At 40.2% G+C, this 21067-nt stretch carries 19 protein-coding genes and 1 other annotated feature; of the genes, 7 read left to right on the forward strand and 12 right to left on the reverse strand.

Annotation, left to right across the window (positions count from 1 at the left end; genetic code table 11):
- Positions 1-804 precede the first annotated feature (804 nt).
- Complete coding sequence (locus tag ACW0TQ_RS11790) at positions 805-1497, forward strand: universal stress protein (RefSeq protein WP_042529227.1); 693 nt, start codon at positions 805-807, stop codon at positions 1495-1497.
- Between the two features lie 90 nt (positions 1498-1587).
- Here the strand turns inward: ACW0TQ_RS11790 and ACW0TQ_RS11795 are convergent, their stop codons facing one another.
- Positions 1588-2382 carry a carbon-nitrogen family hydrolase gene (locus ACW0TQ_RS11795; RefSeq protein ID WP_193064792.1) on the reverse strand — a complete coding sequence of 265 codons (795 nt, stop codon included), beginning with the start codon at positions 2380-2382 and terminating at the stop codon, positions 1588-1590.
- A gap of 204 nt (positions 2383-2586) precedes the next feature.
- On the opposite strand from ACW0TQ_RS11795, the gene ACW0TQ_RS11800 reads away from it, so the two are divergent.
- Positions 2587-3216, forward strand: coding sequence for an NUDIX hydrolase (locus ACW0TQ_RS11800; protein WP_042529223.1), 630 nt, complete (start codon positions 2587-2589; stop codon positions 3214-3216).
- Between the two features lie 58 nt (positions 3217-3274).
- Here the strand turns inward: ACW0TQ_RS11800 and ACW0TQ_RS11805 are convergent, their stop codons facing one another.
- A complete protein-coding gene (locus ACW0TQ_RS11805; protein ID WP_193064793.1) occupies positions 3275-5143 on the reverse strand; it encodes an ATP-dependent DNA helicase in 1869 nt (622 codons plus the stop codon).
- Positions 5144-5534: 391 nt separating this feature from the next.
- Positions 5535-5663: a hypothetical protein gene (locus tag ACW0TQ_RS11810; RefSeq protein ID WP_264299303.1), complete on the reverse strand. Its 129-nt coding sequence runs from the start codon at positions 5661-5663 to the stop codon at positions 5535-5537.
- Positions 5664-5754: 91 nt separating this feature from the next.
- Here ACW0TQ_RS11810 and ACW0TQ_RS11815 point away from each other — a divergent pair, with 91 nt between their 5' ends.
- The gene (locus ACW0TQ_RS11815; protein WP_256705262.1) at positions 5755-6816 is read left to right on the forward strand and encodes an NAD(P)/FAD-dependent oxidoreductase; all 1062 of its coding nucleotides are present in this window, start codon (positions 5755-5757) and stop codon (positions 6814-6816) included.
- 41 nt (positions 6817-6857) lie between these two features.
- Here ACW0TQ_RS11815 and ACW0TQ_RS11820 read toward each other — a convergent pair whose 3' ends face one another.
- From ACW0TQ_RS11820 to ACW0TQ_RS11860, 9 genes are all read right to left on the reverse strand, one after another.
- On the reverse strand, positions 6858-7724 hold the full coding sequence (locus ACW0TQ_RS11820) for a Cof-type HAD-IIB family hydrolase (RefSeq protein ID WP_042529220.1): 867 nt from the start codon (positions 7722-7724) through the stop codon (positions 6858-6860).
- A gap of 119 nt (positions 7725-7843) precedes the next feature.
- Complete coding sequence (gene argH, locus ACW0TQ_RS11825; protein ID WP_042529218.1) at positions 7844-9235, reverse strand: argininosuccinate lyase; 1392 nt, start codon at positions 9233-9235, stop codon at positions 7844-7846.
- Positions 9232-10485, reverse strand: a complete 1254-nt coding sequence (locus tag ACW0TQ_RS11830) for an argininosuccinate synthase (RefSeq protein ID WP_193064796.1) — start codon at positions 10483-10485, stop codon at positions 9232-9234. Before ACW0TQ_RS11830 ends, argH begins: the two co-directional genes overlap by 4 nt.
- A gap of 332 nt (positions 10486-10817) precedes the next feature.
- A complete protein-coding gene (locus ACW0TQ_RS11835; RefSeq protein WP_042529214.1) occupies positions 10818-11465 on the reverse strand; it encodes an SDR family oxidoreductase in 648 nt (215 codons plus the stop codon).
- Between the two features lie 92 nt (positions 11466-11557).
- On the reverse strand, positions 11558-11818 hold the full coding sequence (locus ACW0TQ_RS11840) for a hypothetical protein (RefSeq protein WP_042529212.1): 261 nt from the start codon (positions 11816-11818) through the stop codon (positions 11558-11560).
- Positions 11819-12394: 576 nt separating this feature from the next.
- Positions 12395-13228 (reverse strand): phosphate ABC transporter ATP-binding protein PstB, encoded by an 834-nt coding sequence (gene pstB, locus ACW0TQ_RS11845; protein ID WP_042529210.1) that lies wholly within the window; start codon positions 13226-13228, stop codon positions 12395-12397.
- 49 nt (positions 13229-13277) lie between these two features.
- A complete protein-coding gene (pstA, locus tag ACW0TQ_RS11850; RefSeq protein WP_042529208.1) occupies positions 13278-14168 on the reverse strand; it encodes a phosphate ABC transporter permease PstA in 891 nt (296 codons plus the stop codon).
- Position 14169: 1 nt separating this feature from the next.
- On the reverse strand, positions 14170-15114 hold the full coding sequence (gene pstC / locus ACW0TQ_RS11855) for a phosphate ABC transporter permease subunit PstC (protein WP_193064798.1): 945 nt from the start codon (positions 15112-15114) through the stop codon (positions 14170-14172).
- 81 nt (positions 15115-15195) lie between these two features.
- Positions 15196-16155 (reverse strand): PstS family phosphate ABC transporter substrate-binding protein, encoded by a 960-nt coding sequence (locus ACW0TQ_RS11860; RefSeq protein ID WP_042529204.1) that lies wholly within the window; start codon positions 16153-16155, stop codon positions 15196-15198.
- 416 nt (positions 16156-16571) lie between these two features.
- Positions 16572-16841 (forward strand) — a binding site (T-box leader).
- Positions 16842-17000: 159 nt separating this feature from the next.
- Here ACW0TQ_RS11860 and ACW0TQ_RS11865 point away from each other — a divergent pair.
- Genes ACW0TQ_RS11865 through ACW0TQ_RS11880 form a run of 4 tightly spaced genes read left to right on the forward strand, consistent with a single transcriptional unit; the run spans position 17001 to position 21049 of the window.
- Complete coding sequence (locus ACW0TQ_RS11865; protein ID WP_042529202.1) at positions 17001-17852, forward strand: SAM hydrolase/SAM-dependent halogenase family protein; 852 nt, start codon at positions 17001-17003, stop codon at positions 17850-17852.
- A 49-nt stretch (positions 17853-17901) separates the two neighbouring features.
- A complete protein-coding gene (locus tag ACW0TQ_RS11870; RefSeq protein WP_042529200.1) occupies positions 17902-18456 on the forward strand; it encodes an ECF-type riboflavin transporter substrate-binding protein in 555 nt (184 codons plus the stop codon).
- A gap of 56 nt (positions 18457-18512) precedes the next feature.
- Positions 18513-20228, forward strand: coding sequence for an energy-coupling factor transporter ATPase (locus tag ACW0TQ_RS11875; protein ID WP_368901244.1), 1716 nt, complete (start codon positions 18513-18515; stop codon positions 20226-20228).
- The gene (locus ACW0TQ_RS11880) at positions 20219-21049 is read left to right on the forward strand and encodes an energy-coupling factor transporter transmembrane component T family protein (RefSeq protein ID WP_042529196.1); all 831 of its coding nucleotides are present in this window, start codon (positions 20219-20221) and stop codon (positions 21047-21049) included. Before ACW0TQ_RS11875 ends, ACW0TQ_RS11880 begins: the two co-directional genes overlap by 10 nt.
- Positions 21050-21067: the final 18 nt, after the last annotated feature.

Genomic DNA, 21067 nt, shown 5'->3' on the forward strand with positions numbered 1-21067 from the left:
TAAAAATAGAGAGAAACTCAATTTAATCAAACGGAACATAATCCGCCTGTTTTTTCTTTTCCCCTTGTGAATGGAAGCTTGAGTTAATCAGGAAATGTAGTGACCGTTTTTCCAGCCATAATATTGATAAGGGAGAACCGTTCGTAAAAACTCCCACTGAATCAACGTTTTGTTTTATTATTTCAATACCCTCGCAGGGAATGACGGACACTCATGCTGTGTTAAAACGTGGTAAAATAATAAGCCTTTCATGTAGTAAGAGCAAAGGCATTATGAGGTGTTAAAATGGTTGTTCAAAAAGTCTGACAAAGTCAGTGCAATGCTGCAGCATTTGTCGTTCGGGCATTTTTACAAAGCTTATTGGAACACACACTAAACATGACGTCTTCATAATCACACATAGACATTATACAAGAATTTATCCTTATTTGCATGCATGACGTTGTGACACCTCTATAAAATTTCATTTTGAGGTATTTTCCTATCTCTCTTCAGCAGCGAAGACGTCTTTATTAAATTTACTTGCAACTTCTAAGAAATACCTGTATAAAGGACTTTACAGTGAAAAAATCCATATAGAATAAATATTTTTCATCTAGTACTATACGAATCTAAAAATACATGTTAAAATGATACGGTTTAAAGGATATGACTACCTTCAAAAACCTATTACAAAAGGGATTAAACCTTCTTCTGACAGGTTAAATTAAAAGTGAAACCATTCTGTTCCTATTCGGATATATATAGATGTTTTAAAAACGAAAGAAAAAGTAAATGACTATTAAAGAAAGGTGCGTAGAAGCGATGAAAAAAATCAGAGGTCGTATGGATGAAAGTATCTTAGTATGTGTTTATTATGGTCCTAATGGAGAACGTCTAATCCGCCGCGGTCATAAATTAGCACAAATGATGGATTGCCCACTATATGTTTTAACAGTAGATCCCCTTCCTTATGATGAATTTGATGCAGATAAATCTGGCTTTGTTGAACATTGGAAGGAATTGTGCGAGGAATTAGACGTAGAGGAATTTATTATACGTGACAAAGAGAAACGTTCTGTAAAAGCAATTAAAGACGTAGCACATACGTACAATATTACACAAATTATTATTGGGCAAAGCGCACAAAACCGTTGGGAAGAGATTACAAAAGGGTCTTTTGTCAACGTGCTTCTTCGTGAGATTTCTTTTATCGACCTTCACATTGTTTCTGTGGATCGTACATTAAAAAGTACGGATGATACGATTTACGAAAAAGGCGTACGTGCATTTATTCAGGAAGACGGCGAAGTGCCCGGACAATATCGTCTGAAGTTCACTCGTTCCAAGCATAATCTGTACGAGGGAATCTTCTACAAGGAAATTGGTACGGACTTTAATAACGGTGTATTCAAATTCGTAAACAACAAAGGGAAGACTTCCCAAGTGCATATCACAGAAAATGTTTGTACAGGTGAATTAAAAGAACCGCCTAATATTGATAAATCAATTCATTAAAAAAGACTCCCTGCGACGGTGATTATCCCTTGAAAACCGGTTATCTTCCAGTTTTTCAAGGGACGCACTGACAAAGGAGTCTTTTTTATATTACCAGACTTGATACATTTCCGGCACTCTGCTTCTAAAGACAGGGACTTCCTCACGTATACGGTCCACGTTTGAAGCAGCGATTGTTTCAATCAGTGTTTCTTCCTGTTCTTCGGACCCTTCCTGGACAATCGTTCCCCACGGATCAACAATCAGCGACGTTCCGCAAAATGCGACACCATCATAAGCTCCTATCCGATTACTGGATATAATATAACATTGATTTTCAATTGCCCGCGCCAGTTGAAGCGCCTTCCAATGATCCTTGCGTGCGGATGGCCATTCTGCGACAACATAAATCACTTCTGCTCCAGCCAGAGCCAACTCCCTTGCTAACTCAGGGAAACGAAGGTCATAGCAGATAATCAGCCCCATTTTGATCCCATCTAACTCAAATACACGCGCCTGTTTTCTTCCGCCTGTTAAATATGCCGGTTCATTCAGCATCGGGACGAGATGGATTTTATCATACGTATAGACCTCTTCTCCCTCGTTATTAACAACAAGCGCTGTATTATAGATTGCATCCTCTACTTTATTCGCAAATGATCCGCCAATAATATGCACCTGATACCTTTTTGCCAGCTCCTTCAAAAAGCTCCTCGTAGGCTCTCCATCCAAATCAGCGATTTGATCTAATTGGTCCAACGTATAGGCTGTCGTCCACATTTCCGGGAGAACAACGATATCAGGTTTATCTTCCTTAACCTGTTTTATCAGCCACTCCTTCACATGTTTGCGATTGCTCTCCGGGTCGCCGGGAACAATATCCATTTGATAAATAGCATGTTTCATTGCATACGCACCCTTCTCTTATTTATTCTTATTCTATCAAAAGCGATAACTATTTGAACGTTCTCTATATAATTATCATCCTATCTCTACGAATACGTGTCAACTTACACACATAATCTGTCATGTTAATCGATATACATGACAGTAATCCAAAAGCATACTAGAATTAATATATGACACGAATGATGAAAAGGGAGGATACGCATGCAGATAGAAAATATTCTGAATCATTTAAGGGATCGCACTCCGGCATTAATGGGCCACAAATACTTTAAACGGTCTTCTGTTTTAATTCCTTTGGTTGAATTAAATGGAGAAACCCATATCCTTTTTGAAGTCCGGTCCAAAAACCTAAGAAGCCAGCCTGGAGATGTTTGTTTTCCCGGAGGTCGTGCAGACCAGGATGACAAGCATCCTTCCCACACCGCTATACGGGAAACGACGGAAGAGCTTGGTATTTCAGAACAGGATATTTCCGACCCGATTCCGCTTGATTATGTAGTGAATGACTTAGGAAGAATTATATATCCTTTTATCGGAAGGCTGAAGAGTATAGAAAATATCCAACCCAGCCCGGATGAAGTGGATCATATTTTCACCGTTCCGCTTTCCTTCTTTTTAGAAAATGAACCAAAAAAATATAAAGTACATTTAGAAATAAAGCCCGAGGATAATTTCCCATACCATTTGATTGTCGGCGGAGAGGACTATGAATGGCATATCAGGACGATGGAGGAGCTTTTCTACCAATATGACGACAATACCATCTGGGGGCTGACTGCGAAGGTTTTGAATCATTTTATAAGCTTAATTGATACGAAAAAGGACCGTTGATACGGGGTTTCTCGTATCAACGGTCCTTTTAAAAACAAATAAAATGCTGATAGAACAGCTAAGCTTTTTTCCAAATATGAACGATTCCTTTATCCTGCTCTGTACGAATCAAACGGCCGATGCCCTGTTTTAACCGAAGTTCCATATAGGGCAAGTCAATTTCATCATACGCGTTCTTTGCATGTTTGCGTTTTGCTTTAAACACAGGATCATCTGGCGGATATGGCAGGGAAGCAATGATGACTTGTGTCAGTGCCTCTCCCGGCACATCGAGCCCTTCCCATAAATGATACGCACAGAGAACAGAGGACTTATTAAACTGGAATTCGCGGACAATTTCGCTGATTTCCTTATCCCCTTCAAACAAGAAATCAAAGGACCAGTCTTGCGTTTCTGCCCATTTCCGGAATGCCTGCATCTCTTCTTCCGAGCGGAATAAAATGAGACTGTGCCCTTCATTCTCCTGAAGCTGGGTGGCAATCCCGAGGTATTTTTCTGCTTCCTCCGAATACCCATGTTCTTTTATGGTACGAACTTCCTCATAATCAAATGGGGATTCAACAGAAAAGAAGTCATATGCATCCACACCCAGACTCTTCGCAATATATGAAAAATCTCCATTTTGAGAGAGTGTTGCTGAGGAGAAAATAAATGGAATGTTTTTCTGAAATACTTCTTCCCGAAGCACCTCCTCTACCAGTCTCGGCATGATAACCAGACTGCTTTGGTCGCCGTCTTCTTCCAACCAGTAAACTCCCTCATCATCCTTTAAGAAAATTGATAAACCATACGTGAAAAATTCCAAGTACTCTTCAATAATTTTTGTATGGTATGCATCCATGGTGAACAATTCCGCATCAAAAACTAGCTGTTCTAACAGCTCTTGAACCATCTTCTCTAATTGAACTGCCATTTCACGCATTTTCGTATCTGTTGGAATTTCAAGTCGATTGGAGCCTTCTACACGCACAGCTATTTCTGAAATATAATCAAACCAGTCATCATGCAGCGCCATGATATCTTCGGCTAATTGCAGTGATTCTTCCCGCACATCCTGCCCTTGATAGCCAGTTAAGACATTGGTGATATTCTGATAGTTGAAGCGGTAGGTCAATCCTTTTTGGGCTGAAAACTCTAATAAATGCCCTTCATCAAAAACAACCGCACTGGCTTCCGGAAGCAATGGCAGCTGCCCTTCCCTGATTCTTGATTCTTTCGTCCAGACATGCTCCATATAAAAATCATGCGAGCAGATAATCAAATCTTTTGCATGGCGGTAATAATCACGATGCAATGTCTGCGCACTGCGATGTCTAAAATCACAAGTCGCACACTGCTTCAACGGGTCCCAGCCAATCTGTTCCCATTGCTTATCCGAAAGCCATGGATAATCTTTCCTGTCTCCATAAGGATAAAAAGACTGCATCGAGACACCTTGATCGAACACAAAGTCCGGAACAGAGTCATGTACATCAAGAATTTCTTCATCCTCTGTATATTCGGACAACGGATCCAGCTTCTTCATGCACAAATAGTTTTCGCGTGCTTTTGCCAAACGGACGTCTACCTCTAAGCCCAGCGCTTTTTCCAGCTTATCAATATCTCCGCCCTCTTTGACCAGCTGCTCAATCAATGTTTCATCCGCACAGGAAATAATCACAGGCTTTCTCTGATAGCGGGCATAACAAATGGCATATAAGAGATACACGATTGTCTTCCCCGTACCAACTCCTGCTTCTGCAAAAATGGTCTTTTTATGCTTAAAAGCCTGTTCCAGCTGAAACGCCATATAAATCTGTTCATCACGCAGCTCAAAGCCTTGTTCTGGTAAAATATCATAAAAAACATCGCCGATATAATCTCCCAGGCGATCAAAAAAATGCTCATTTTTTGCTACAGTAAATGGGATTGAATTCATTCCTGCCATAGGCAACTCCTTTTCTTTTCTATATCTATGAAAACGAAACTTCATTCAACGGGAGTTATATTTCCCTCCCATAGAATGATTGGTTAAACTTATTGAATAAAAAGCACTCTTAATCGTACCATTATTTCTAAAACTCTAGCAAGCTATTCATTCCGGGCGAAATAATTTAATTTTTTTGAATAAATTATCCTTTTCTCAATTGCAAACTGCTGCCTCAATCTTAATGACATCGCCTTCATAATTTGTTACGCTAGTAAACGGAAGAGAGATTGTTTCAAAATGTCGAAAGTGGAGAACATTTGGAGCTGAACGCGGTTATTTTTAAATGAAAATGCATTCATATTTTACTACCGTTTATCTGGCAGTATAACTTCGATTGCTTTAGGAGTTTTTAGGGAAGCGGCTGCTCGGTCATATCCCCGGGTGCATACCCTTGTGTTACTATTTGCGTTTTGTTGGAGTGATTTATCGCATCATTTTGATGGGGGCGCGTCATCACCGTACCATTCTGTCGGAACATTTCATTTCCTGCAGAGAATCACCCGTAAAAACTCCCGCCGAATGACGTTTCGTTTTATATTTCTTCACAATTTAAATAAGGGGTGTACACAATGAAAAGAGTTGTTCTTGTTGGAGGTGGATACGGCGGTATCAAGACGCTGCTCGGCCTTCTCAGCCAAACATTAGCCGATGATATACATATCACTGTTATCGACCGTAATCCATTTCGCTCGCTAAAAACAGAGTTCTATGCGATTGCTGCAGGAACTTCAGCCGATCATGATGTTCGTGTTGATTTTCCAGCTGATTCCCGGGTGAACTATATTTTTCGGGAAATCATAAAAATCGATACGGAAAATAAACAAATTATTATTCAAGATGAAGATTCCATTGTTCCTTATGATTATTTAATTATCGGCTTAGGCTGTGAAGACAATTACCATGGAATCCCGGGGGCAGCAGAATTCACAGAAAGCGTTCAAACCTTTGCAAAAGCCAGAAAAGCAGGAGTGGCAATAGGAAATTTGAAAGCTTATGGAAAAGTATCTGTTATCGGTGCAGGATTAAGCGGGATTGAGGTGGCTTCAGAAATCCGGGAAAGCCGGCCAGACTTAAACATCCGTCTGCTTGACCGCGGTAATACGGTATTAAAACCACTGGACAGCAAAATTCAATCCTATGTACAAAAATGGCTGACAGAAAACAATGTCGATGTGATACATAATTCAACGGTAGAATATGTAGAACAAGACGGCGTTTGCAATAATGGCGTTTGTTATTTAAATGATGTGACCATCTGGACAGCAGGTGTACAGCCGAATTGGCTTGTACGTGAACTTCCATACAGCAAGGATAATCACGGAAAAGTCGTTGTCAATGATTTTTATCAGGTTCCAGAGGATCCATCTGTGTATGTGCTGGGAGATTGCGCATCCAGTGAACACTCGCCAAGTGCACAGCTGGCCGGCCTGCAGGGAGAACAAATTGCAGAAATTCTGCTTGCTATTTTAAATGAAAAACAGCCGAAAAAACCAAAACCTATTAAACTTAAAGGAACCTTGGGCTCCTTAGGCAAGTCAGATGGTTTTGGAAATATGGCCAAGAAGCCAATGACAGGCTTATTGCCAAGACTCGCAAAATCAGGCGTATTATGGTTAAGTAAACGCCATTAAATAAAAAAATGCCGGGCAAGGTAAAACAGCCCGGCATTTTTCTATTTATTAAACTCCGCCAGCATCTCTTCAATGGCTTTGGCAACACCATCCTGCTCATTTGTCACCGTCTCGTATTGGCATAACTGCTTAATTTTATCTGCAGCATTACCCATCGCGACTCCGCGGCCAGCCATTTCTAACATGCTTGCATCATTCCAATTATCTCCGATTGACATCACATCCTGCATAGACCAGCCGCTGTCTTCTATATACTTTTGAATGGCTAATCCTTTTTGGGCTTTAGGATGATTAAATTCCAGATTCGTCTCTCCGGAAGATGTAATTACAGCCCCTGTCTCATCACGAAGCTTTCTTTTTGCGCCCTCCAGCTGACTCTCCTCAAAAGCAAAAGAAAGGATTTTATAAACTTCCGTATCCTCATCCTTCACTGCTAACTGCAGATTTTCAATAAAAGAAACCTCTTCTAATTGAAACCGCTGCTCTACCATTTCACGCATTTCCCTCTCAGATATATTCGGATGAGTTGTGTGCAGGATATCCATGAGGATATCTAAAAAGTGTTCCCGGCTTTCAGAAAGGACGCCTTTATCTGTAAATAATTCTACATACATCCCCAGTTTGCTGCATTCATCGACAATACGTGCAGCTGCCTGTTTATCCATTGGAATACTATTGATTACTTTTCCATTTTCCTGATAGGTTACTGCGCCATTCAAGCTGATAATGGGACAATTAATCCCGGCAGCTTGAAGCGGCGTATTCGCTGCCTGATAGGACCTGCCTGTTGCAGCAATAAATTCCACGCCTTTATCCATTGCTTTTTTTACTGCTTGTGCATTCGCTTCACTGATTACGCCATTTTCATTAAGCAAGGTTCCATCCATATCTGATGCAATTAATTTCATAATACATTACCGCCTTTACGACATTAGAAAAACTTGAATCTATTGTATTTTTTTTGCGTAAAATAAAGGAACCCATCTGCTGACTCTATGGGCTCCAATCATTTTACTTCTCGTATATACTATACCTTATTTACATCAGATGATTCCAATAATTGCTCTGCCTTTTCAATTTGGTCTAATACACTGTTTTTGGCTGTTCCGCCTGCAGCAGCTCTTGCATTAACCACTGTCTCCGGCTTCAGCGCTTCAAATATATCTTCTTCCACCACATCGGAATATTGTTTGAATTCCGCTAAGCTCAAATCCAGCAGATACTTGCTGGCTTGAATACAGTTTAAAACCACCTGGCCAACAACCGCATGCGATTCACGGAAGGTGAGTCCCTTATTCACCAAATAATCAGCCAGATCCGTCGCGTTGGAATAATCATTCGAAACCGCCTTATACATGCTTTCTTTATTTACTTCCATGGATGCAATCATTCCGGCAAAGAGCTGTAAAGCGCCCTTCAGCGTTTCATGGGAATCAAACATCCCCTCTTTGTCCTCCTGCATGTCTTTATTATATGCGAGAGGCAAGCCTTTTAACGTCGTCAGCATTCCAATCAGATTGCCGTAAAGACGACCTGTCTTGCCGCGGACAAGCTCTGCCACATCTGGATTTTTCTTTTGCGGCATCATGCTGCTTCCCGTTGTATACGAATCATCCAGCTCGACAAAATTAAATTCGGCACTGGACCACTGCACGAGTTCTTCACAAAGACGTGATAAATGCGTACCGATCAACGAGCCATTGGACAGGAATTCGACCACAAAATCACGATCACTGACAGCATCCAGGCTATTTTCACAAATTCCGTCAAAATCAAGCTGCTCTGCTACAAAAGCACGATCAATCGGAAAAGTTGTGCCTGCCAGTGCCCCTGCACCTAATGGCGATTTATTCACACGCTTCAAGCTGTCCTCCAGACGCTCCACATCACGCTGAAACATAAATACGTATGCCATCATATGATGGGCAAATAAAACCGGCTGCGCACGCTGCAGGTGCGTATATCCCGGCATAATGACATCAATGTTTGCCTTCGCCTGCCCGATAAGCGCCTGCTGAACTGATTTCACGAGCACAATCAGCTCAGATACCGCTTCTCTTGCATACAGCCGCATATCCAACGCTACCTGATCGTTTCTGCTGCGCCCAGTATGAAGCTTTCCTCCTACTGGACCAATTTCTTCAATCAGCAGTCTCTCGACATTCATATGGATATCTTCATCTGCTTCTGATAATTCAGCTTCTCCAGCCTCAATTTTGGACAGAACCTTTTTCAATCCTTCGGTAATCTGCTCTGCGTCCTCTGCCGGTATAATATCGCATTTCTTCAGCATTGCAACGTGAGCCAGACTGCCTTTCACATCATATTTCGCTAACTTCTGGTCAAAACGAATCGACGAGGTATACTCGTCGACTAGTTCATTCGTTGGTTTTGTAAATCTTCCACCCCATAATTTCACGGATTAACAGCTTCCTTTACCTCTAGTTTTACTTTCTCAATCGATTTATTTCCTTGAGGGCCGTTGACAGAGGCATGTACCTGCGTCGGCAGTCCCCATAGCTTAATAAATCCTAGTGCTGCATCATGGTCAAAAGCATCAGCTTTGTTATAGGTTGCTAAGTCAAAGTCATATAAGGAATTTGCAGATTCTCTTCCGACAACTTGTGCATGCCCTTTGTACAGCTTCACTTTTACTGTACCAGAAACATGCTCCTGTGTCTTCTCAATAAAGGCCTGCAAGGCTTCTGTCAACGGGGAATACCATAAGCCGTAATAAACTGCCTGTGACAGCTTCTGCTCTACTACCGGTTTAAATTCCGCTACTTCACGAGGTAAAGTTAATGCTTCCAATTCCTGATGTGCATTAATCAACGTCATTGCTGCCGGAGCTTCATAAATTTCTCTTGATTTGATACCTACTAAACGATTCTCCACATGGTCGATTCTGCCAACACCATGTTTACCGGCAATTTCATTTAGTGTTAGAATCAATTCATCTAAATCCAGTTTTTGACCGTCTAATGAGACCGGCTTCCCTTGTTCAAACGTAATCTGCACCGTTTGCGCTTCATCTGGTGCATCCTCTGGTTCTTGGGTTAAATCATATGCATCCTTTGGCGCTTCTGCCCATGGATCCTCTAAAATGCCGCATTCATTACTTCTTCCCCATAGATTCTGGTCAATACTGTATGGACTGTCCTTTTTAATTGGAACCGGAATATTATGCTCTAATGCATATTCAATTTCTTCCTCTCTCGACATTGCCCATTCACGAACTGGCGCAACAATCTTTAATTCAGGGTTTAGCGCTGTAAAGGCAACGTCAAAACGAACCTGGTCATTTCCTTTTCCAGTACAGCCATGCGCTACAGCCACTGCACCTTCTTCTTCAGCGATATCCACCAATATTTTTGCGATCAATGGGCGCGATAATGCCGAAATTAATGGATATTTCCCTTCATAAAGCAAGTTGGCCTTCAATGCCGGCAATACATATTCCTCTGAATAAAGCTTTTTCGCATCAATCACATATGATTTGATAGCACCTACGTCCAATGCTTTTTGCTTCACGAAGTCCAAGTCTTTTCCTTCCCCAACATCCAACGCTACTGCAATCACATCATAATTATATTTATCCTGTAACCATTTCACCGCTACAGATGTATCTAATCCTCCAGAATAAGCTAAAACGATCTTGTCTTTTGCCACTTAAAAAATCCCCTCTCGTAAATGTGCTGTTATCGAATTATTATGCATCATTATGTATAATAATGCAAGAGGTATTTTAAAATTTTTTTATTTTTTTGAGGAATTCCGCTTTTATCCAGTCAAGACACGTAATTTCTAGGTTTTTTATTCGTTTCTGGTAACATAAATAATGGGATAAATGAGCGTTTGTATAGAAAAAGTATCCTTTTGTGTGGAAATGATTATGTATATTTTTTTTACACAAAAAAGACGCTCTTTCTAGAAAAGAACGCCTTTTTTCCACGCTGTTACGGAAAACCATCCGGGAAATTCCCGAAAGCTACAGCTTTATTCTATATTTTCCCTACCGCATCATGAATAGAGTCTACTCCAGTAATTAAATCAAAGCCTTTTTGATACGTATTTTCAGCTTCAAGTGCTTCCACAATGACGGCTGCTACATCTTCACGCGGAATGCTGCCCCGCTCCAAATTTTCTCCTGCCAGAACTTTTCCTGTACCTGGTTCATTCTGTAATCCGCCTGGACGGACGATGGTATAATCAAGTCCGCTTTGTACCAATGTTTCATCCGCAAAATGTTTTGCCACCATATATGGCTTAATTGGACTGTCTGCCCAGCTGTCCCGGTTATTCGCCTGGAATGCACTCACCATCACAAATCGGTTCACATTGGCTTTTTTCGCAGCTTCAATCGATTTTACTGCACCGTCTAAATCAATGAGCAATGTTTTATCCGGGCCGGTCTTTCCGCCGGAGCCAGCTGTAAATACCACTGCATCTACATCTTTGATAGCACTTTCTAAATCTGAAATACTACCTTCTAAATCCGCTAGAACAGCAGGAATACCTCTATCTTCTAATTCTTTTTTCTGTCCTTCTTTGCGAACCATGGCTGTCACCTCATGCTGTTCATTTGCATGCAGCTGGTTCACCAGATGCTTTCCAATCTGTCCGTTCGCTCCAATGACAAATACCTTCATTTCTCACAACTCCTTTTAATCATTCTTTATATTATCATGTTCCCTTGTATAAAATATCCAAACACGGATTTGTACTTTGAATTTTATTAAGGTTAGGAAGTTATTATGGCTATCATAATTACTATAAAGAGAAGAATGGCTAACATTATTTCGATTGCTCCGTATCGCTTTTTATTTTGATTTATTTTCATGATTCCTTCTATCAATCCTAGAATAGCTAAACCTATGAATACGATTAGGGGCACAATAAGAGATGTTTCTCCATCAGAGTTAAAATTAATCATTAAACTGGAGAATGCAAGAACAATAAAAACGATCCAAGTAATGTACATTCCTCTTGTAATAGAATCCATTTTTATAAAAAACCCCTTTAGCTCATGATTACTCATCGTCTAAAAAGGCTTTTCTATGCTACTATTCTTTACCTTTTTGAGCGGAGAAATAAACATCTACAGATTATAGGCGGTGCTTACAAAACCAAAGAATCAGGTTTTCTCTTTTGTATGAAGGGAAGAATGGTTATATATGAAATTAACTCTAGCAACAGGGGATGGTAACGGTGTCTTCCGCTAAAAAAAGTTTTATTGCAAGCGCATTTATTTACTTTTTCATATCTATTTTACATGTGTTCTACTCAACCATTTGGATATATTCCATCAATCTATTGGCTTTAACTGTTTTTATCATTTTATTGTTATTCACCTATACCAGTTTCACGAACAGAAGGTATGTCCATCTGTTTGTAGCCTTGGTTATTCTTGTACCGCCCGCATTTAAAATCATTTATCCATTTATTTCTTAATTCAAGTCTGGCGATAAAAATCCGATATGCTTCTATCATAAAAAAACACTGTCACTTAACACTAAACTCAAATTCTAAAATAAAAAGAATGACCCGGAAAGCCATTCTCTAACGATGTCTTATTCACTTATCCAAATCGTCCAGAAATATAGTCCCCTGTACGCTGATCTGTCGGGTTATTGAAAATGTGGTCAGTTTTATCATATTCAATGATTTCCCCATTTAAGAAAAATGCCGTCTTATCAGAAATACGGGCTGCCTGCTGCATGTTATGCGTTACGATAACAATTGCGTAATCTTTCTTCAATTCCTGTACAAGCTCCTCGATGCGCAAGGTTGATTTTGGATCCAGCGCCGAGGTCGGCTCATCCATTAAAATCACGTTGGGTTCCACTGCCAAACAGCGGGCAATACATAAACGCTGCTGCTGTCCGCCCGATAACCCGTATGCATTATCACCCAGACGGTCCTTTAACTCATCCCAGATAAATGCGCCGCGCAGACTGTTCTCCACAATTTCATCAAGGACCTTCTTATTTTTAATGCCGTGGATTTTAGGTCCATAAGCAATATTTTCATAGATTGATTTCGGAAACGGATTTGCTTTTTGAAAAACCATTCCGACCTGTGTACGCAAATCCTCTACACGAAAGGATTTATCTAAAATATTTTTCCCTTTATACGTTATCTGACCGGATGTTTTCACAATGGGAACCAGTTCCACCATCCGGTTCAATGTTTTCAAATACGTCGATTTCCCACAGCCAGAGGGGCCGATAATCGCTGTCACTTCTTTTTCTTTGATATCCATATTTATATTTTTTAAAGCATGTGTTTCCCCGTACCATAGGTTTAACCCTTTTGTATCATAAACGACCTCTTTTGGCACTTCCGGTTCATATCTTTCATTGGGGTTTCTTACAAGCTTTAAATTAATTTGTTTCTCCATTACCGTACTCATAGAATAATCTCCTCTCTTTATTTAACCAATTTAATTCCGTAATCTCCCATTAGTAGCGCTGCTGAAACTTATTCCGAATCAAAATAGCGATAGAGTTTAGTAAGAACAGTAAAATCAATAACACGATAATCGTTGCTGCTGCCAGATTTGCATATTCTGCTACAAGGGAGGAATCAATCGTCCAATAATAAACTTGCATCGGCAATGCCGTAAATGTATCAAAAACACCGGACGGAAACGGGATTAACAATGCAGGTATACCAAGAACAGTTAACGGAGCTGTTTCTCCAATTGCGCGTGATAATGCTAAAATTGCTCCCGTTAAAATACCAGGTAATGCCGCTGGTAAAATAATACGGCGCACTGTCTGCCATTTTGTTGCTCCCATGCCGTAGGATGCTTCACTAAGCTGTCCCGGCACTGCCCGCAGTGCTTCCTGTGCTGCCACAATAACAATCGGAAGTACAAGCAATGCTAAGGTTAATCCGCCTGCTAAGATAACATTGCCAAATTCGAGAGTACGGACAAATAACGTCAGACCTAACAATCCATACACAATCGACGGGACGCCTGCTAAGTTAGAAATATTTGTTGCAATAAAGGACTGAAGCTTGCCCTTCTTTGCATAAAGCTCCAGATAAATGGCTGTTCCTACCCCGATAATCATAGTTACCGGAATAACTACCACCATCAGCCACGCTGTTCCTAAAATAGCTCCCATAATCCCTGCTCTGCTTGCGTCTGTGGATAGGTGATTCATCAGAAAATCGATATTGATATATTCGATTCCCTGCGTAAAAATACGAACGAGCAATACAGCCAGCACAATCAGACCGAATAATGTGGAGGCAAAGAACAGACCTTTAAAGCCAGTATTTTTTCGTACACGGGATGACATACGTTTCTCAACAAGCACTGCATCCATATATCTCGTAGCCATCTTAGTACTCCTCTCTAAACTTACGTGAAATATATTTTGCTAATAGATTCATCATTAACGTAAAAACAAATAAGGTTAATGCAACGGCATAAAGACTATAATAAATAGTCGTTCCTGCTGCCGCTTCCCCGCCTGCTACCTCTACAATATAAGCAGTCATCGTCTGCATCGACCCAGTAATATCAAACGAGAAATTCTTGGAGCTTCCACTGGCAATAGCTACAATCATCGTTTCCCCTATTGCCCGGGAAATACCAAGCACAAAGGAAGCAATAATCCCTGACAGTGCTGCTGGAATAACTACTTTAAATGTTGTCTCAAGTTTTGTTGAGCCAAGTGCTAGCGCTCCTTCTCTCATCGAGTTTGGAACAGAAGACATGGCATCTTCTGATAACGAAGCAATCATCGGAATAATCATGACGCCCATAATGATTCCCGGGCTAAGAATATTGGTTGCTTCAATAGATGGAAAAATCATTCTTAGTAAAGGCGTTACAAATGTAAAGGCGAAAAATCCATAAACAATTGTCGGTACGCCGGCTAAAATCTCTAATAACGGCTTCAGCACTCTCCGAACATGATCAGGCGCGTATTCACTTAAATAGATTGCCGACATCATCCCGATTGGCCCCGCTACCAGCATTGCTATCACTGTTGAGATAATGGTTCCGTTTAACAACGGCAGTAATCCAAATTCAGGATTTTGGCTTAACGGTTTTAACACAGTCCCTGTAAGAAAATCAAGAATTGGGACATTCCGAAAAAACGCAACCGATTCAGCAAACAGCGTATAAATTATCCCAACTGTGGTAAGAACCGATATCGAAGCAATAATTAATAATAGAATTGGTATGAACCGTTCTAATTGATTAAAAAATTTGCGCTTCTGTTTTTGTTGTTCAATCATTTTACTAACCGACATGCGGTTCTTATTATTTGCAGCCATGATGCTAGAGCCACCTTCCATTTCTTAAAATAAGAGGAAGATGAGAGGTGTTTTTACACACCGCTCATCCGTCTTCTTGTCTTATTCGATTCCTTCTAACTCTTCCAGCTGTGACTGGATTTCTTCATCTGGAATCGGTGCAAAGCCTGTCTCGCCAGCTACATTATTTGTATTTTCTAAAACGTATTTTGCATAGTCAAGCACTTCCGGTTTTTCCTGTGCTTGATTTACATTCAGGTACGTAAATACTGGACGTGTATAGTCTGCATAAGGTCCGTCCTCTGCAATCGTATCTAGAGATGGTTCAACCGCTCCGTCACCAAAGTCAATAGATACAGCGTTGATCGCATCTTGATTACTTTGATAATATCCAAATCCAAAGAATCCAATAGCGTTCTTATCTTCTGAAACCAATGTCACTAATGTCGAGTAATCTTGTTGAAGATCAATTCCACCTACTAAATCTTGTTCTTCTAAAATCTCTTCGTAAAAGAATTCATATGTTCCATGATTTTCATTTGGACCGTACGTTTGAATGTCTTCATTTGGCCAAGAGTCATCAATATCTGACCACTTCGTATATTCACCAAGGAAAATTCCTTGTACCTGCTCTGGTGTTAACTCTGTCGCCCAATCATTATCTGGATGCGTCACAATCGTTAAACCGTCTAATGCAACCTTCAATTCTTGCACTTCCATGCCTAATTCATCTGCTTTTGCCTGTTCTTCCTCTTTTATTTCCCGGGAAGCATCATTGAAGTCCGTTCCATTTTCCACTAAGAATTTTTCAAAACCTGCGCTTGTCCCGGCACGGCTAACCTCTACTGAAACGCCCTGCTGCTCATTTATCATATAATCTTCAGCTAATCTCGCCATTAATGGGTACACCGTACCTGAACCATCAATTGCTACATTACCTGATAATTCTTCACTGCTGCCAGATTCAGAATCACTTGCACTATCTGCATCGCCTGAACCGCATGCTGCCAAGAAAATTAAAATAGAAACAAAAAAGAATAAAGTAAACCGTCTAAAGCTCATTAAAGTGCCCCCTTAAATTTATCTGCATAATAGTTACTGGACATTTCTCCTCTGTCCTCACTTTGAAGTATAGAGAAGAATTATTAATATAGTTTGCAGTTAATGTAAAGAGTATGTAAATTTAAGTTTTTTACTTTAAGAGGGCTATGATTGCGGTACTTTGGAAAAACAAGATAATCCGCCGAGTGGTTTCCCCTTCTCAAGCTTGTCCTATTTCATTAAGAAAAGAATCATTTCCTTCTCTATCTTATTCTATGCACAGATGATCTATTTAGCATTCAAATTTGAAAACTGCCGAAATAGATGATTCCTTTAACAAGCCAGACCTGTTATTTCGACTTTTATCATTTTTCTAAAAATACTTGCTTTTTATATTTCGATTATTTATAATGACATTAATTCGCATAGGTTATTTATGAAAAGCGTGGAAGAGGAAAAGTAAGATTCAACTATTTTTTCACAGAGAACTTCGGCAGCTGAAAAGAAGTAAAAATACGAATCTGAACAATGGCCTCTGAGCTTCGTGCTGAAAATATCGATTGATATGAGTAGGTTCCGACGAGATTTGGTACTCGTTATCAATACCACAGTATCAAAGCTTCTTGCTTTCGTACTTGATGAGGCTGTATGTGTGAGCATACAGTAAAATAAGGTGGTACCACGTATATTCCAACCACGTCCTTATCGTTTATTCGATATGGGCGTGGTTTTTTAATTCCTTAAAAACCAACTGCTCATCGACGAAAATGCAAGCAACACAAAGAGGAGTTTCAAAAGTCCAGCAAAAATGACACAGCGAATTTTTATCGAATTTTTGAGCACATATTATTAAGGAGGAATTTAAAATGGGAAGAAATTTAGTCATTCAAACAGATTTTGGTCTTAGCGACGGAGCAGTCAGTGCCATGTATGGGGTAGCACTTTCTGTAGATTCCAAGCTCCGGGTATTCGACCTGACACACGATATCCCGCAATATAATATTTGGGAAGGCTCCTATCGCCTCTATCAAACGTTACCATATTGGCCAGAGGAAACAGTTTTTATCTCTGTAGTTGATCCAGGAGTTGGTACTGCAAGGCTGAGCGTCGTCGTTAAAACGGTGAATAACCAATATATTGTGACGCCGGATAATGGAACACTTACCCATATTAAAAAGGACATCGGCATTAAGGAAGCCAGAATCATCGATGAGAAAACAAACCGTTTACCTCGCTCAGGGGAATCCTATACGTTTCATGGACGTGACGTTTATGCCTATACAGGAGCAAGATTAGCATCAAATACCATTACCTTTGAAGAAGTCGGAGCCCCTGTTGATGTAAACGATATTGTTGAATTAACAAAACCGGAAGCTTATATAGAAGAAGATATCGTCTACGGTAATATTGATATATTAGATATTCGCTTCGGCAATCTATGGACCAACATCAGCAGAGAGTTGTTTCAAGAAATTAATGTGGCTCACGGAGATGCTTTCGAAGTCACTATCGCCAATAACCGCCAGCAGGTATATAAAAATATCATGACATACCGGCATTCCTTTGCCGAAATTCGCCTCGGAGAGCCTTTGCTGTATGTGAATTCGTTGGATAATTTAGGCGTTGCGATTAACCAGGGCTCCTTTGCCAATGCGTATCACGTAGAAACTGGGCCCCATTGGCAAATTATTATTCGCAAAGCACCGAAAATAAGCTGATTGGTATTTAATAAAATAAGAACATATCATTTAAAGGGGGAATTGGGAATTGAAGAGAAATGGGTTATCTATTAAAACAATTGTAGCAATTGGAATTGGTTCAGCAGTATTTGTTATTTTAGGGCGCTTTGCAGCCATTCCAACCGGGATACCAAATACAACCATTGAAACCGCATATGCCTTTTTAGCTTTAATGAGCGTCGTTTTTGGCCCTATTGCCGGAGGACTGATTGGTTTAATCGGTCACGCCTTAAAGGATGCCGTATTTTATGGTTCTATTTGGTGGAGCTGGGTGTTTGTATCGGTATTTATCGGCTTTTTTATCGGCTTATTCACTAGAAAAATCGATATAGAGTCAGGAATATTTGCCTCCAGACAAATCATTCAGTTCAATGTGGTACAAGCAGGTGTACAAGCGATAGGCTGGTTCTTGATTGCTCCAGCTTTAGACATATTGATTTATGCAGAGCCTGCAAATAAAGTATTTGTACAAGGCGCTTTCGCCGGTATTGCCAATATTATAACCACCGGCATTCTTGGTACGATTCTAATCGCATCTTATACAAAAACCAAAAGTCAAAGCGGGAGTCTTACCAAAGAATAGTATCTGTTGCCGTTATCTGATTTCTGAGAACAGCAGATACTTTAAGGGAGATAAACATGAAACAGCCTATTATCCAGTTTGAAAATGTTACATTTAAATATCGAAGCCAACAGGAACCTACGTTAAAAAATATTGATTTAACCATTCATCAAGGAGAAAAAATATTAATTGCAGGCCCTTCTGGTTCTGGAAAAAGCACACTAGCTCATTGCCTCAATGGGCTGGTGCCTTTCTCGTATAAAGGGGAGATGACAGGAAGCTTGAAAATCCAAGGACAGGAAACAAAAGAGCTCGATATCTTTTCGTTATCCAAAATGGTTGGCACGGTATTGCAGGATCCTGACGGACAATTTATCGGCTTATCTGTCGGCGAGGATATTGCTTTCTCTTTAGAAAATAATGTTACTCCGCATGACACCATGATGAAAAGGGTAGCCGATGTCTCACGCCTTGTAGATATGGATGAATACTTAGATGCTTCTATCCATGCTCTTTCCGGCGGACAAAAGCAGCGGGTCTCTCTCGCTGGAGTCATGGTGGATGACGTAGATATTCTCCTTTTTGATGAACCATTGGCCAATTTGGACCCTGCTACAGGGAGACATGCCATAGATTTAATTGATCAGATTCAAAAGGAGACAAATACGACGGTCGTTATCATTGAGCATCGTTTAGAGGATGTATTATACCGGAATGTGGACAGAATTATCGTTGTTAATGACGGAGAGATTGTAAATGATTCCTCTCCCAATGTATTGCTTACCTCCGATGTGTTACAGAGAAATAACATTCGAGAGCCCTTATACATCAAAGCATTAAAATACGCGGGTTGTCTCCTCACTCCGCAGCATGGCTTAGCACACTTGAATACATTGCAAACAGAGGCATTCAAAGACAAGCTTTTACATTGGTTTGAGCAATCTCCGCCCGCAAAAAAGAGAACGCTGACACATCCTGTTTTGCAGCTGGAGGACGTCTCCTTCACATATAGTGGCAAGGAAAATAACATTAAAAAGGTATCCTTTTCCATTGATAAGGGAGAAATGGTAAGCATTGTCGGTAAAAATGGTGCAGGTAAATCAACTTTATCCAAATTAATTTGCGGATTTGAAAAAAATAACCAAGGAAAAATCATCTATCACGAAAAGGATATTACCGGAGACACTATCTATCAGCGTGCTGAACGGATCGGCATGGTGATGCAAAATCCAAATCAAATGATCTCAAAGCATATGATTTATGACGAAGTAGCCTTAGGCCTTGTTATGAAGGGAACTTATTCCGAAGAAGAAATAAGAGAGAGGGTAGAAAACACATTAAAAATATGCGGTCTGTATCCTTTTCGAAATTGGCCGATCTCCGCGTTAAGCTTTGGGCAGAAAAAGAGGGTAACCATCGCTTCTATTTTAGTGCTGAAGCCAGAAATAATTATTCTGGACGAGCCTACTGCCGGGCAGGATTTCTATCACTATACGGAGATGATGGAATTCCTGGCAGATTTAAACGCCCAAGGTATTACCATTATGATGATTACACATGACATGCATTTAATGCTGGAATATACGCAAAGGGCGATTGTCATAGCAGATGGCAAAGTAACTGCAGATGATTCACCTATAAATATCTTAACCAATGAAGCGATTGTGGCGGAAGCTAATTTAAAAGAAACGTCCTTATTTGATTTAGCAGTTCTTACCGGTATTGAGGAACCGGTCGAGTTTGTATCCAGGTTTATTGCCTTCGACAGGGAGGTACGCAAAGCATGGCCGTAGAAATGTTATCTTATATCGAAAAGGAATCCCCTGTCCATCGATTATCAGGGGGCACTAAATTGATTATTTTTATCATGTGGTCCTCCGCTGCAATGCTCACTTATGATACAAGGATTCTATTATTTTTATTCATTATAAGCATGACCATATTCATTGTTTCAAAGGTTCATATCCGGGACATCGCCTTTGTATTAATCTTTATTTTAATCTTTTTACTGTTGAATAATATCGCTATTTACCTGTTTTCACCTCAGGAAGGTGTCCGGATCTATGGTACCAATCATGTACTTTTTGAAATAGCCGGGCGTTATAATATGACACTGGAGCAAATCTTTTATCAATTTAATATTACATTAAAATATTTTGTCGTTATTCCGGCTGCGTTACTATTTATCGTCACTACCCATCCGAGTGAATTCGCTGCTTCTCTCCACCGGATTGGAATCAATTATAAAATCGCTTATTCTGTCTCCTTGGCACTCCGGTATATTCCAGATATCCAACGGGACTTCCGTACTATTGCCCAAGCTCAGCAGGCCCGCGGGATTGATTTATCAAAAAATGAAAAATTAGCTAAGCGGATCAAAAATGCAGGAGCTATTATTCTTCCTTTAATCCTATCCAGTTTGGACAGAATTGAAGTAATCAGTAACGCTATGGAGTTAAGGGGATTTGGGAAAAATAAAAAAAGAACCTGGTACAGCATCAAGCCTTTTAAACGGGCAGATTATATCACGATAGCTGTTGGAGCAGTCATTTTGACCGTATCGTTGATAATCACCTTTCATGATGGCAGCAGGTTTTATAATCCATTTTTGTAACAGAATGAAAAAGGATGT

This window comes from Oceanobacillus sp. M60, assembly GCF_053839645.1.

Bases quoted from the DNA above. Each gene is read 5' to 3' on its own strand.
- ACW0TQ_RS11805 (WP_193064793.1), bottom strand. From the start codon at position 5,143: ATGGCAGGAATGAATTCAATCCCATTTACTGTAGCAAAAAATGAGCAT.
- pstB (WP_042529210.1), bottom strand. From the start codon at position 13,228: ATGAGTACGGTAATGGAGAAACAAATTAATTTAAAGCTTGTAAGAAAC.
- ACW0TQ_RS11840 (WP_042529212.1), bottom strand. From the start codon at position 11,818: ATGGATTCTATTACAAGAGGAATGTACATTACTTGGATCGTTTTTATT.
- ACW0TQ_RS11795 (WP_193064792.1), bottom strand. From the start codon at position 2,382: ATGAAACATGCTATTTATCAAATGGATATTGTTCCCGGCGACCCGGAG.
- ACW0TQ_RS11860 (WP_042529204.1), bottom strand. From the start codon at position 16,155: ATGAGCTTTAGACGGTTTACTTTATTCTTTTTTGTTTCTATTTTAATT.
- ACW0TQ_RS11835 (WP_042529214.1), bottom strand. From the start codon at position 11,465: ATGAAGGTATTTGTCATTGGAGCGAACGGACAGATTGGAAAGCATCTG.
- ACW0TQ_RS11800 (WP_042529223.1), top strand. From the start codon at position 2,587: ATGCAGATAGAAAATATTCTGAATCATTTAAGGGATCGCACTCCGGCA.
- pstA (WP_042529208.1), bottom strand. From the start codon at position 14,168: ATGGCTACGAGATATATGGATGCAGTGCTTGTTGAGAAACGTATGTCA.
- pstC (WP_193064798.1), bottom strand. From the start codon at position 15,114: ATGGCTGCAAATAATAAGAACCGCATGTCGGTTAGTAAAATGATTGAA.
- ACW0TQ_RS11810 (WP_264299303.1), bottom strand. From the start codon at position 5,663: ATGTTCCGACAGAATGGTACGGTGATGACGCGCCCCCATCAAAATGAT.
- ACW0TQ_RS11815 (WP_256705262.1), top strand. From the start codon at position 5,755: ATGAAAAGAGTTGTTCTTGTTGGAGGTGGATACGGCGGTATCAAGACG.
- ACW0TQ_RS11790 (WP_042529227.1), top strand. From the start codon at position 805: ATGAAAAAAATCAGAGGTCGTATGGATGAAAGTATCTTAGTATGTGTT.
- ACW0TQ_RS11880 (WP_042529196.1), top strand. From the start codon at position 20,219: ATGGCCGTAGAAATGTTATCTTATATCGAAAAGGAATCCCCTGTCCAT.
- ACW0TQ_RS11820 (WP_042529220.1), bottom strand. From the start codon at position 7,724: ATGAAATTAATTGCATCAGATATGGATGGAACCTTGCTTAATGAAAAT.
- ACW0TQ_RS11865 (WP_042529202.1), top strand. From the start codon at position 17,001: ATGGGAAGAAATTTAGTCATTCAAACAGATTTTGGTCTTAGCGACGGA.
- ACW0TQ_RS11875 (WP_368901244.1), top strand. From the start codon at position 18,513: ATGAAACAGCCTATTATCCAGTTTGAAAATGTTACATTTAAATATCGA.